Source organism: Sutterella wadsworthensis 2_1_59BFAA (genome assembly GCF_000297775.1).
GTDB lineage: Bacteria > Pseudomonadota > Gammaproteobacteria > Burkholderiales > Burkholderiaceae_F > Sutterella > Sutterella wadsworthensis_A.
This window is the reverse complement of sequence record NZ_JH815515.1, coordinates 274078-286281: the sequence shown is the minus strand read 5'-3', so window position 1 is coordinate 286281 and position 12204 is coordinate 274078. Positions and strand designations below refer to the sequence as shown.

At 64.2% G+C, this 12204-nt stretch carries 12 protein-coding genes; 4 read left to right on the top strand and 8 right to left on the bottom strand.

The genetic code is table 11. The annotated features are described in order from the left end of the window. On the bottom strand, positions 1 to 1117 hold a 1117-nt coding region (locus tag HMPREF9465_RS13410; RefSeq protein WP_005434863.1), incomplete at its 3' end, for a hypothetical protein. Then, positions 1117 to 1380: a hypothetical protein gene (locus tag HMPREF9465_RS13405; protein ID WP_156469697.1), complete on the bottom strand. Its 264-nt coding sequence runs from the start codon at positions 1378 to 1380 to the stop codon at positions 1117 to 1119. The genes HMPREF9465_RS13405 and HMPREF9465_RS13410, both read right to left, overlap by 1 nt. A 96-nt stretch (positions 1381 to 1476) precedes the next feature. Here HMPREF9465_RS13405 and rarD point away from each other — a divergent pair, with 96 nt between their 5' ends. Then, positions 1477 to 2385 carry an EamA family transporter RarD gene (gene rarD / locus HMPREF9465_RS05465; protein WP_005434861.1) on the top strand — a complete coding sequence of 303 codons (909 nt, stop codon included), beginning with the start codon at positions 1477 to 1479 and terminating at the stop codon, positions 2383 to 2385. Here the strand turns inward: rarD and HMPREF9465_RS05460 are convergent. The 3 genes from HMPREF9465_RS05460 to HMPREF9465_RS05450 form a co-directional block, all read right to left on the bottom strand. Beyond that, positions 2357 to 3862: a sensor histidine kinase gene (locus HMPREF9465_RS05460; protein ID WP_005434860.1), complete on the bottom strand. Its 1506-nt coding sequence runs from the start codon at positions 3860 to 3862 to the stop codon at positions 2357 to 2359. The two genes, rarD and HMPREF9465_RS05460, sit on opposite strands and share 29 nt — an antisense overlap. Before the next feature lie 19 nt (positions 3863 to 3881). Continuing rightward, positions 3882 to 4565 carry a response regulator transcription factor gene (locus HMPREF9465_RS05455; protein WP_005434859.1) on the bottom strand — a complete coding sequence of 228 codons (684 nt, stop codon included), beginning with the start codon at positions 4563 to 4565 and terminating at the stop codon, positions 3882 to 3884. Between the two features lie 126 nt (positions 4566 to 4691). Beyond that, complete coding sequence (locus tag HMPREF9465_RS05450) at positions 4692 to 5168, bottom strand: PepSY domain-containing protein (protein ID WP_005434858.1); 477 nt, start codon at positions 5166 to 5168, stop codon at positions 4692 to 4694. 256 nt (positions 5169 to 5424) lie between these two features. Here HMPREF9465_RS05450 and HMPREF9465_RS05445 point away from each other — a divergent pair, with 256 nt between their 5' ends. Further along, on the top strand, positions 5425 to 6681 hold the full coding sequence (locus HMPREF9465_RS05445; protein WP_005434857.1) for a peptidase U32 family protein: 1257 nt from the start codon (positions 5425 to 5427) through the stop codon (positions 6679 to 6681). A 61-nt stretch (positions 6682 to 6742) separates the two neighbouring features. Here HMPREF9465_RS05445 and HMPREF9465_RS05440 read toward each other — a convergent pair whose 3' ends face one another. The 3 genes from HMPREF9465_RS05440 to HMPREF9465_RS05430 all read right to left on the bottom strand — a co-directional run bounded on the left by HMPREF9465_RS05440 (position 6743) and on the right by HMPREF9465_RS05430 (position 9269). Next, the gene (locus HMPREF9465_RS05440) at positions 6743 to 7588 is read right to left on the bottom strand and encodes an aldo/keto reductase (protein WP_005434856.1); all 846 of its coding nucleotides are present in this window, start codon (positions 7586 to 7588) and stop codon (positions 6743 to 6745) included. A 33-nt stretch (positions 7589 to 7621) separates the two neighbouring features. Then, a complete protein-coding gene (locus tag HMPREF9465_RS05435) occupies positions 7622 to 8218 on the bottom strand; it encodes a flavodoxin (protein WP_005434855.1) in 597 nt (198 codons plus the stop codon). Positions 8219 to 8348: 130 nt separating this feature from the next. Continuing rightward, positions 8349 to 9269 carry an AraC family transcriptional regulator gene (locus tag HMPREF9465_RS05430; RefSeq protein WP_005434841.1) on the bottom strand — a complete coding sequence of 307 codons (921 nt, stop codon included), beginning with the start codon at positions 9267 to 9269 and terminating at the stop codon, positions 8349 to 8351. A 710-nt stretch (positions 9270 to 9979) separates the two neighbouring features. On the opposite strand from HMPREF9465_RS05430, the gene hisG reads away from it, so the two are divergent. Together hisG and hisD are read left to right on the top strand one after the other, a co-directional pair. Continuing rightward, positions 9980 to 10879 (top strand): ATP phosphoribosyltransferase, encoded by a 900-nt coding sequence (gene hisG / locus HMPREF9465_RS05425; RefSeq protein ID WP_005434840.1) that lies wholly within the window; start codon positions 9980 to 9982, stop codon positions 10877 to 10879. A gap of 5 nt (positions 10880 to 10884) precedes the next feature. After that, positions 10885 to 12201: a histidinol dehydrogenase gene (gene hisD, locus HMPREF9465_RS05420; protein WP_005434837.1), complete on the top strand. Its 1317-nt coding sequence runs from the start codon at positions 10885 to 10887 to the stop codon at positions 12199 to 12201. Positions 12202 to 12204: the final 3 nt, after the last annotated feature.

Below are 12204 nucleotides of genomic sequence, written 5' to 3'. Positions count from 1 at the left end.
AACCCCGAGGCGAAAAGCCTCGACTGTATCGAAACCCTCCCACTTCAGTGGCGAGGTTGTTTAGGTCAGCCGACTTTGCCAGTCTCGGCAGCACTCCCAAGCCGACGGCCCGGCAGATTCTTTCAAAGTCCCCGCAGGCTCTCGCCTTGGCGTAGAAGGTCTGCCCGTCAGGCAGCAGGACCTCCATGAGTTCTGCCGAAGCCAGAGCCTCCGCCATCTGTTTCGACGTCATGTTTTCGCCGGCATCCCTGACGGTTTTCTCCAGAAGTCTGTGAAGCATGAGCGCCAGACAGCTGATCAGACAGTGCGCCTCAATGCGGGATTCCTTCCGGTGAAAGTCTGAATGCGCTTCCAAAAGCGATTTCGATATGCGGAACCATTCCTCAGTCTGCCGGAGGCGGTGGCGCATCTCTCCGTGCCTGTCGAAGAGGCTGCCTGCATCGATTCGATTCTCGTCAGCCTTCGGATTTCCTTCCGCTCGTTGGACATTGATGACGAATTCCGGTCCGAGATCGAGAATCTGCTGAAGACTGGTATCGCTGTTGGGATCACGATCGGCCATCACGAAAACCTGCCCGATCCCGTACTTCGTCGTCATCTGATCCAGGAACAGGCTCAGGGATTCGGGCTCACTCGCTTCCCCGTGAAACAGATCGTAATCGATGGGAATGCCGGTTTGATCGATCAGGATGGTCATGGTCACCTGAACCTGATTGTCCTTGTTGTTCCTGTCGGAGTCGAACGTGCGCAGCGTGTCGGCGTCCCGTGCATCGAACCTGCAGGTCGTCACGACACAGGGTGCCGTGTTCACGGTGCGGTCAAAATGCTTCTCCATCTGGCGATTCAGGTAGGCCAGAAGCTCCTGCTTATGAGGCAGCAGCTCGTTGAGGGCGCGGAGGTGATGGCGGAGCTGAAGGCGGGCTCCACTGTAAAGAAAGGTGTTGTGCTTGTTCCACTGCGCCAATCCGGAGTCGGGCATGAGACTGCGGGCGACGGTCATGTAGAAAATCGCCTCCGCCAGGTCATGACGCGTTTTGCCTGCTTGTTGGAAATCCTGCAATTTTCGGGTCAGATTCAGCTTGTTCCAGATTTGACGGTACAGGATGGCGCCGATCATCACCGTATGTTGTCGGCATTCGTATCGTCCTTGATCTCCATCTGACGGGGCGCTTCGGTCAAACGTTGCTGAACCGCTGTCTGCTTGGCCGTCTCCCGTTCCGCATTGAGCTGCTCCGCCTGAAGGCGCAACTTCTCCAGAGCGTTAGGATCGTTTTCCAAAAGAAGATCCAGACGCCCGAAGTTTTTGATCGTACGGCTGGAATACTTCTTGCGGGTGGGATTTCGAAGAGATGAGGCAGGATGAAAAGCCGGACTAGTCATTCCGCCTGAGGCCGCGCACGCGCCGAAAAGGTAGACTAGGAAGGGCGCCCGCTGGCGCACAACCGGTCTAACGAACAAGAAAAAACACGGCGTCACATGGACAGAATCGGCGTTCTCTTCACCCTCGCGGCCTATCTTCTCTGGGGCCTCTTTCCTCTTTATTTCCATGCGCTTCAGGACGTGAGCGCCCTTGAAATTCTTGCGCACCGAATCGTCTGGTCGCTCGTCGTGACTGCGGCGATCCTGATGGCGCTTCGCCGTGGAGAGTGGATCAGAGGGCTCGTGAAGGAACCCAGGACGCTTGCGATCTTCACGGGCTCCGCGCTTCTCATCGGCCTCAACTGGGGAACCTACGTTTATTCGATCGTGAGCGGGCAGACGATCGAGGCCTCGCTGGGCTACTTCATCAACCCGCTGATGTCGGTGGCTCTGGGGGCGCTCTTTCTGGGCGAGCGCCTCTCGAAGGCCCAGCTTGGAGCCGTGGCTCTGGCGGCTGCGGGCGTCCTCTACATCACGATCTCGACGGGGACGGCACCGTTCCTCGGTCTAGTTCTGGCCGCGAGCTTTGCGCTCTACGGCCTCATCCGAAAGCTCGCGCCTCTGGGAAGTCTTGAGGGCATGGCGCTTGAGAACGTGATCCTCGCGCCGTTTGCGCTCGGCTACATGTTCTGGCTGCTTGAGAGAGGCGAGCTTCTCTTTGCGACGGAAGGCTGGGACGTGAAGACCCTGCTTCTGCTGGCGGGACCGATCACGACGATTCCGCTTCTTCTCTTTGCGTCCGGCGTGCGCCGCATCCCCTATTCGACGGTGGGTATCATCCAGTACGTGAGCCCGACCATCGTCTTTCTACTCGGGCGCTTTGCGTTCGGGGAGCCTTTTTCGGTCGAGATGATGACGGGCTTCGTGCTGATCTGGACGGCCGTCGTCGTCTTCACGGTCGACACGGTCCGCACGACCGCCCGTCTGAGGCGCGAGATCAACCGACGGGCGGCAGAGGACAGCTGACCGTCGCCGTCAGGCCGGGAGGCGTGCCGCCCGGCACCGTGTCGGCGAGCGTCACCTCGGCGCCCGTCATGTCGGCGTAGGTCTTCACGATCGCAAGGCCGAGGCCCGTGCCCGGAAGCCCGGAACCCGTGACGCGGTAGAAGGGATCGAAGACGCGCGAACGCTCCTCGGGCGCAATGCCGGGGCCCGTGTCGGCCACGCTCATCACGAGGCGCTCGGGCGTGCGCGAGACGCGAAGCGTCACGGATCCGCCCGCGGGCGTGTAGTGGAAGGCGTTTTCAAGAAGGTTTCGCAGAATCGCCAGCAGGGCCGCCCGGCTCACGCCTTCGACGGGCGCTTCGGCGCCGTCGTCAAGGCCCTCGACGTCGAACTGCAGGTCCTTGTCGGCGGCGCAGTTCATCAGGGGCTCGAGAATCTCGCCCAGAAGTTCCGAGAGGTACCAGGGACGCGTGTCGCGCCTGAGGATTTCAGGAGCCTCGCCCGCCTGCGCGCGTGCAAACTGCAGGAGCTGCGAGACCTGCTTGACGGCCCGCTCGAGTCCGGACTCAAGACGAGCCACGACGGGACGCGCTTCGGCGGGCAGGTCGAGGCGGCCGAGGTGTTCGGCCTCGATCGTGAGCGACGTGAGCGGCGAGCGGAGCTCGTGCGCAGCATCGGCTGTGAAGCGGAGCTCGCGCGTGCGCGCTTCACTCACGCGTCCGAGCAGGCTGTTGACGGCCTCGACGAAGGGCTTCACCTCGGCGGGAACGCCCTCGGAAGGCAGGGGCGTGAGGTCGGTGGCGGGACGCTCGGCCGCGGCTCGGGCGGCGCTTCGGATCGGCGCGAGCATGCGCCAGAGCGTGAGGCCGATCACGATGACGAGGACCGGCAGAAGAATCAGAATCGGGAGCACGGCCGTCATGGCGGCGCTGCGGGCGTAGACCTCGCGCGTCGAGACGGGATCGGCCACGGCCGTGTAGCGGCCCCCGGGAAGGAAGAGCACGGCCATGCGGTAGGTCTCGCCCTTGATGGTGCGGGTCGTAAGGCCGCCCTCGACGGGTTCGTCGAAGACCGCGCGTTTGGCGCGTCCCTGGTCGTTGAGCATGCGCACGTAGACGGGGGAGCCCGCGGGAATAAGACGGGGCGCGTTCGGATCGTCGGAAGCGGCCGTCGGGCAGTGGGCCATCATGTGGCGGTGCATGCGGCGCGGGCGGGGCAGGGGCTCGTCGGATTCAAGTCTGGCCTCGAACTGGGCCTGCGGCATCGTGAGCGCGCGCGGAAGCACGGTTCCGAGTTCGCCTCGGGCCATGGCGACAGCAATGTCGGAGAGCCGGGCGTCCTGCTCGACGAGGGCGTCCTTTTCGGCGCCCTGAAAGACGACGGCGGCGGTCACCAGAGTGAGCGCAACCGTCGCCGTGGCGGCGACCGCCACGGTTCGCATGAGGATCGAGGTGCGCCAGTGTGCGCAGAGAGTGCGGAGGATGCTCAGGCGGCTCATCGGGACGTCCGTCGGTGGATTATTGTGCGGCGTTCTTGTCGGCGGGCACGCGCCAGCCCAGGCCGCGGATGTTTTCAATGGCCGAAGCGCCGATCTTCTTGCGAAGCGAGTGGATCAGGTATTCGACTGCATTGCTCTCGGGCTCGTCGCCCGGCGCATAGAGCTTCTCTTCGAGGGCGCGCCTCGAGAGGATGGCGCCCGGTCGCGTCATGAGGGCCGCAAGCAGCGCGTACTCGCGCTTGCTGAGCGTGACGGATTCGCTTCCGACGCTGCAGGCGTGGGTGACGGTGTTGAGCGAGAGGGAGCCTGCGCGCAGCACGTCGGGTGCGAGCGGCGAGCGGCGGCGCACCACGGCGCGAAGGCGCGCGATGAGCTCCGACATGTGGAAGGGCTTGAGGATGTAGTCGTCCGCCCCTGCATCGAGTCCCTCAAGGCGGCTTTCAAGCGCCTCCCTCGCCGTCACGATGATGACGGGCGTGTCGCAGAGGGGCTTCGTCATGGCGCGGATGCTCTTGAGGACGTCGATGCCGTCCATGCCGGGGAGTCCCAGATCGAGGAGCACGGCGTCGGGCGTGCCGGTTGCGATGACGGCGAGCCCCTCGCGGCCCGTCGGGGTCCACGTGACGGCGTGCGCCTCGCTTTCGAGCGCCGCGCAGACGGCCTTGGCAATGAACGGATCGTCTTCGACAAGAAGGATGTGCATGATGGCGGACGGACGCGCGAAGCGCCCCTGAGTGCGTTTCGGAAACGGAAAACGGGAGGACTTTCCCCTGAGGAAGGCCCTCCCGCGTGAGTATATCAGCGGCGGTTCAGGCCGCTTGGGCAGAGGTTACCAGTGATGGTAGCCGTGGAAGCCCGGGTGGCGGAAGCCGCCGGCCATCGGACAGTCGGGGTTCGTGCCCGGGGCGCCGCCCGTCACGGGGCACTGCGGACGCGGGCCGGGACCCATGCCGCGGCCAGGGCGGCGTTCCTGAATGCCCTTGACGTCGGCGGCGACGACCTTGCCGGTCTTCGCATCGACGTAGGCGCGCACGTGCGTTTCGTCTTCCTTCACCATGTGCACGTCCCATACGAGGCCGTACTGGCCGCTGTTGCGCAGGTTGGCGCGGTAGGTCTTGGCCTTGTATTCCTTTTCGGCGACGGCGACGGCGTCGGACATGCCTACCATCGGGGCGGGCTGCTCGGCGGCCGCTTCGGCGGCGGGGGCGGGAGCAGGCTGGGCGGGCTGGGCTTCAACGGCCCAGGCGGCGCCGGCGACGGTAATCGCGGCAGCGGAAAGGAGAGCGGCAAGCGTGGTCTTCTTCATGACTTGTTCCTCATGGCATGCGTTGTCGGGGGCGGACGCAGGGCGGCGCTCTGCTGCGCGGCGCGGCGTCCTCTTTCTGTGTATTGTCAGTGTATCCCATGAAAATTAGGATTCACATGGGTGAAACTTAGGATTTCCTCAGTCGAGGTAACAGTTTTTGCAGGAACGGCGGGCTCTGCGGCACGAGTGCGGTCGCCGCGTCCGCTAGAATCGACGCTTCACCGTTTTTCAGCTCCCATCCGACGAGGCAGACAACATGCAGAGATCCGACTTCGAAATCATGGCCCCTGCGGGCTCGCGCGAAACCCTGGCGGCCGCCCTGCAGGCGGGCGCCGACAGCGTCTACTTCGGGATCGGTGCGCTCAACATGCGCGCGCACTCGGCGGGCGGCTTCACGATCGACGACCTGAATGAGATTGCGGCCCTCTGCCGCGAGCACGGCGCCAAAAGCTACCTCACCGTCAACACCGTCATCTACGACGGCGACCTCGCCGCCATGCGCGAGATCGTCTCGGCGGCGAAGGCTGCAGGCGTCTCGGCCGTCATCGCCTCCGACGTTGCGGTCATGCAGTGCTGCAGGGAGCTCGGCGTCGAGGTGCACCTCTCCACGCAGCTCAACATCGCGAACGTCGAGGCCCTGCGCTTTTACGCGCAGTTCGCCGACGTCGTCGTGCTCGCGCGCGAGCTGACGCTGCGTCAGGTGGCGGACATCCGCGCCGCGATCGATCGCGAGGGCATCAAGGGCCCCTCGGGCAGGCCCGTGCGCATCGAGATGTTCTGCCACGGCGCGCTCTGCATGGCCGTGAGCGGAAAGTGCTGGCTGAGCCTGCACACGAGAGGCAAGAGCGCCAACAGGGGCGAGTGCCTGCAGAGCTGCAGGCGCGACTACATCGCCGTCGACCGCGAGCGCGGCACGGAGATTGCGCTCGACAACGGCTACTTCATGTCCCCGAAGGATCTGAAGACCATCGCCTTTCTGGACCTGATGGTGAAGGCGGGCGTCACCGTCTTCAAGATCGAGGGCCGCGCCCGCGGTCCCGAATACGTGCGCACTGCGGTCGAGTGCTACGGCGAGGCGCTCGATGCAATCCTTGAGGGACGCTGGAGCGAGGAGGTCTCGAAGTCCTGGGACGAACGTCTCTCGACGGTCTTCAACCGCGGGTTCTGGGACGGCTGGTACCAGGGCGCGACGATGCTCGAGCGCACCGACCGCTACGGCTCGCGCGCGACGAAGAAGAAGCTCTACTGCGGCAAGTGCACGGGCTACTACGCAAAGGCGGGCGTCGGCCGCTTCACGGTCCACGGTGAGACGATCCGCCCGGGCGACGAACTGCTCGTCTGCGGGCCGACGACGGGCGCCGTCTTCGTGAGGCCCGAGGGGCTGCGCGTCGACGACGCCGAGGCTGCGGAGGCCGTCAAGGGCGACGACGTCACCTTCAGGGTGCCTGAAAAGATCAGGGAGAACGACCGTCTCTACGTCATGCGCGAGACGGTCGAGGACGAGCTCGCCTGAGGATTGAGCGAACGAAACTGAAGTTTCGTTCAGTTGAGATCCTGCCGTGAGAATCCCCGCCTCATGGCTCAGAAGGCAGCCTTCGAGTGCAGAGCCACTCGACGATCTTCGGGTCTCGATGAGAGAAAAAGCGGCTCGTGCCCGTGTCGAGCGTCGCGATTTTCGCCATGTCCTCGGGCGTGAGCTTCACGTTTGAGGCGGCGAGGTTCTCCGCCATGCGTGCGGGCGAGACGGTCTTCGAGATCGAGATGATGCCGCGTTCGGCAAGCCACGCAAGCGCCACCTGCGCGACCGTGGCGCCGCGGTCTGCGGCGATCTCCCTGAGCACGGGATTCTCTAAGAGGCCGTCCCTGCCTTCGGCAAAGGGCGCCCATGCCGAGGGCATGACGCCGAGCACGCGGTTGACGGCGTCGGCCTCCCGCTGCTGGCAGAACGGATTCACTTCAATCTGATTGACCGTCGGGCGAATGCGCTGGTGGAGCGCAAAGTCCGTGATGCGGTCGGGCTGGAAGTTGCTCACGCCGATCGCCCTCAGGTCGCCCGCTTCATAAAACCGCTCCATCGTGCGCCATGCGCCATAAATGTCGCCATAAGGCTGATGGATCAGGTACAAGTCGATCGTGTCCGTTCTGAGCAGCTCGAGCGAGCGCCTGATGGCGCGCTCGGCGCCCGCTTCTGAAGTGTCCTGCACCCAGAGCTTCGTGGAGATGAAGAGTTCGGAGCACGGGATGCCCGAGCGAGCGACGGCGCGGCCGACGGCCCTCTCGTTGAGGTAGGAGGCGGCGGTGTCGATGCCGCGCCAGGCGCTGAGGACTGCGGCTTCGCATTCCGTGGGATCGGTGATCCAGTAGACGCCGAAGTTCATGGCAGGCATCTTCACACTGTTGGAAGGTTCAATCCTCTCCATGTCGGATTCCTGTCCGTGATTGTGTTTCGGGCGTCAGAGACAGCCGTTTTCCTCGAGCCAGCTGCGGACCTTTGCGTCCTGCGGGCGCACGGCCCCGTAGACCGTGAGGTGCGTGCCGAGCCTGCGGCCTGCGAGCAGCGCCTCGAAGTCCTCGCGGGTGTGCATGAGGCCGCCGCCACCGTGGGTGTTGGCGGTGAGGATCTTCTTGGCGCTGAGGTCGACGGACCTGATCCAGGTCTGCAGCGGCATCGCCGCGTGGTGCCACCACGTGGGCGTGGCGAGCACGACTACGTCGTAGTCGTCGGGATTGAAGGCGAGCGGCCTGATCGGACGGATGACGCCGCGCTGGAGCTCGTCCTTCACGATCTCGGTGGCGGAACCATAGCTTTCCGGATAGGGCTCGACGGTCTCGACGCGAAAGAGCGCCGCGCCCGTCATGTGTCGGACCGCCTCGGCGAGACTTTTCGTGTTGCCCGTCTTCGTGAAGTAGACGACGGCGATGCGGCGATTGTCGGCGGGCGCCTGTTTTGGGGACTCGGCGGCCCCGGCGGTCCTGCTGAGTGAGGTGGCGCCGCAGCCGAGGGCGGTGATGGCAAGGGCGGCGGAGGCGAGAAGACGGCGCTTTTGCATGATGTTTCTCCATGAGGCCGGCGGAGCCTGAGCTCCGTCGTTGCAGTCATGGTAGAAAAAACGCGCCCTCGGGACGATGTCGAGATGTCTCAAGTTCCTGCCCGATCCTCTCAATCCTGAGAGGCGTGCCTCAGGCCTCCATTATGGAGGCGCATTTCCCTGCGTCGGAGGCGGCGACCGACTTCTCCCTGATGTCCCTGGCGGGCGCGTCTCCGAAGAGGCGCTTGTATTCGCGGGAGAACTGTGAGCAGCTTTCGTAGCCCACGCGTCTTGCCGCGGCCTCGACGCCGAGGGACTCGACGAGCATAAGGCGCTGGGCCTCGTGAAGGCGCAGGCGCTTCTGGTACTGCACGGGCGAGAGCGAGGTGATGGCCCTGAACTGGCGGTGGAAGGTCGACGGCGCCATGGCGGTGCGCTCCGAAATCGTCGCGATGTCGAGCGGCTCGTCGAAGTGCTCGCGAAGCCAGCGAACGGCCGTGAGGATGCGGGATCCCGGCGCGGCCTCCGAGCAGACGTCGGCCAGAACCCGGCCCTGAGGGCCTTCGAGAAGCAGATAGTGGATCTCCTTGAGGATCATGGGCCCGAGAACCGCCGCACGGCGCGGGCTTCGCATGGCCTCAAGGTAGCGCACGAGCGCATTGAGAATTTCGTCGGGCAGGTGCTCCACACTCACGCTCTCCTGTGCGTCGCGGCCGTTCGGGGCGGGCCTGAGTTCGGGCGCCTCGGTGAGGAGCTCCGTGATGATCGCACGGTCAAGACGAATGGAGAGCGACAGGAAGGGTTGCTCGGGCGAGGCGTTCCGGATCTGATAGGTGCCGGGAAGGTCGAGCGCCACGACGACCGCCTCTCCCGCGCCGTAGACGACGGGGCGTCCGCCGATGAGGCTTTCCTTCTCGCCGCCGAGCCCTAGCGTCATCATTGGATGGTAGAAACACTGGCGGCTTTGCTGCGGCCCGTTGAAGCGGGTGAGGGCCAGACAGGGCATCGGGTTTTCGATGCGGCCCTCTTCAGGCAGGGCCTCGAGGACGAGATTGCGAAGGCGTTCGAGCATTTGGACGGATCTTCGTACAGAACTTGAGCATGGAATCATGTCCAATACTCTGCCTTTCCTGCAGGGGCTCGTCAAGCGTGCCGCCTGCACGATCCTCTCGCAGCCCTGTCCGATGCCCTTATTCGGCGGGGCGAGAAGTCCGTTCTTAAGTCCTTCTTCCGATCGTCCGAACAGCTGAGGCAGGCCGTTCGGTTTTTCCGTGAGTTTTCGGTTTTTGGGGGCATTGAGTGCGAAAGTGAAAGATTTCACGCAAAAAGTGAGACTTTTAGGGAGAACGTCCTAGGCACTTCTGCCCAGAAGGTCTGATGATTCGCACGAGAAGGCGATTCTCCTGGTGCGAGGGCCTGAGGAGGGTTTGATGCGCGGGATCAGCGTGCCATAATGGACGAAAGTCAGGCGCAGTCATGCCTGACGGGAAACGAATTCAAGCGCAACAAACACAGCCGGAGCACGAAAAAGTGTACCTCTCCCTCCTTCGCCGCCATCACCACCATACGTAAGACATCCCTCGGGCGCGGAAACGCTGTCGGGAGGATGGGTTCATGCTTTCGGCGGTGCGGAGTGAGACTCCAGCAGGACAATCAAGCAAAGCCCCCGGAAGCACGCCTTCCGGGGGCTTTTTCACAATCCGGGGTGCGGATGTCGAGGGGCTGGACACGAAGCTCCGCTTCGGCGAGCAACAGTCATCAAATCAAATTTCAGGGAAGCAAATGACCGAAACCAATCGTCTGAGGATTGCAATGCAGAAGTCGGGACGTCTTTCCGACGATTCGCAGGATCTTCTTGAACGCTGCGGACTCAAGGTTCGCTACCACGCGCAGCGCCTGCTGGCGATGGCCGAGAACATGCCGGTCGAAATCCTGCGCGTCAGGGATGACGACATTCCCGGCCTCGTGATGGACGGGGTCGTGGATCTGGGCATCATCGGCGAAAACGTGCTTGAGGAGACGGTTCTTGCACGCCGCAGCCAGGGCCAGTCCACGGACTTCAGGATGTTGCGCCGCTTCGACTTTGGCGGCTGCCGCCTCTCGATCGCGATCCCGGCCGACCAGGAGTGGGCGGGGCTTGAGAGCCTTGACGGCTGCCGCATCGCGACGAGCTATCCGCAGCTTCTCAAGCGCTGCTTCGACGAGCGCGGCCTCACGTTCAAGCCATGCCTGCTGACGGGCTCCGTCGAGGTGGCACCGCGCGCGGGGCTGGCCGACGCGATCTGTGACCTCGTGAGCTCGGGCGCGACGCTTGAAGCGAACGGCCTGCGCGAAGTGGAGGTGGTCTACCGTTCGAAGGCCTGCCTCATCGCGAAGAGCGAGCCGCTCGACGCCGACAAGGAGGCCCTGGTCGAGAAGCTTCTCGTGCGCATGCAGGGCGTCTCAAGGGCCCGCGAATGCAAGTACATCATGCTGCACGCCCCGAAGGCGAAGCTCGCCGAAGTAACGGCGCTTCTGCCCGGCGCGGAGCACCCGACGATCCTGCCGCTTGCGGGGTCCGACGACCATGTGGCCCTTCACATGGTGAGCAGCGAAAGCCTTTTCTGGGAAACAATGGAAGAGCTCAAGGCGCTCGGCGCCAGCTCGATTCTCGTCCTGCCGATTGAAAAAATGATGGAGTAGTCAAGATGTCTCAGTTCAACTTCAACGACGTGATCGAATGGGGCGCGCTCAATGAAACGGAGCGCGAGGAGATTCTCCGACGCCCCGCCGTGATGGCGGGCGACCGCATCAAGACCGTGGTCGAGGGCATTCTCGAGGCCGTGCGCGAGCGCGGTGACGAGGCCCTTCGCGAATTCTCCGCGAAGTTCGATCGCACCGAGGTGAAGGACTTCAGGGTCTCGGCCGAGGAGGTCGACGCCGCCGTCGCACGTCTGCCCGAGGACTTCATGGCCGCTCTGAAGACGGCCGCCGCCAACATCGAGAAGTTCCACAGCGCCGAAGTGCTTGAGCCCGTCACGGTCGAGACGATGCCCGGCGTCGTCTGCCAGCAGGTCACGCGTCCGATCGGCGCGGTGGGCCTCTACATTCCCGGCGGCACGGCTCCGCTCTTTTCCACGGTGCTGATGCTCGGCATTCCTGCCAAGATCGCGGGCTGCGGCCGCGTCATCCTCTGCTCGCCGCCTCCGATCGCCGATCCGATCCTCGCCGCCGCGCGCCTTTGCGGCATTGACGAGATCTATCAGGTGGGCGGCGCCCAGGCCGTGGCCGCGATGGCCTTCGGCACGGCGACGATTCCGCGCGTGGGCAAGATCTTCGGTCCGGGCAACGCCTACGTGACCGAGGCCAAGCGTCAGGTGAGCAGCCGTCCCGACGGCGCCGCCATCGACATGCCCGCGGGCCCCTCCGAGGTGCTCGTGATCGCCGACGAAGGCGCCGATCCGGCCTTCGTTGCGGCCGACCTGCTCTCTCAGGCCGAACACGGTCCCGACAGCCAGGTGGTGCTCGTGACGCCCTCGCGCAAGCTCGCCGAAGCCGTTGCGGGCGAGGTCGCCTCCCAGCTCGCCGCCCTGCCGCGCCGCGAGATCGCGACGAAGGCCCTGTCTGCGAGCCGCCTCATCCTCGTCAAGGACCTCGAGGCGTGCGTGGAGGTCTCGAACCGCTACGCGCCCGAACACCTCATCATCCAGACGCGAAACGCCCGCGATCTGGTGCCGCTCGTGCAGAACGCGGGCTCCGTCTTCGTGGGCGACTGGTCTCCCGAGTCGGGCGGCGACTACGCCACGGGCACGAACCACGTTCTTCCGACCTACGGCTATGCCGCCACGTACTCGAGCCTCGGGCTCGCCGACTTCACGAAGCGCATGACCGTTCAGGAAATGACGCCGCAGGGCTTTGAAAAGCTCGGCCCCGCCATCGCGCTTCTTGCGCACGCCGAAGAGCTCGACGCGCACATGAACGCCGTTCTCGTGCGCATGGACCGAATCAAGCAGTCGAAGGAGTGATCC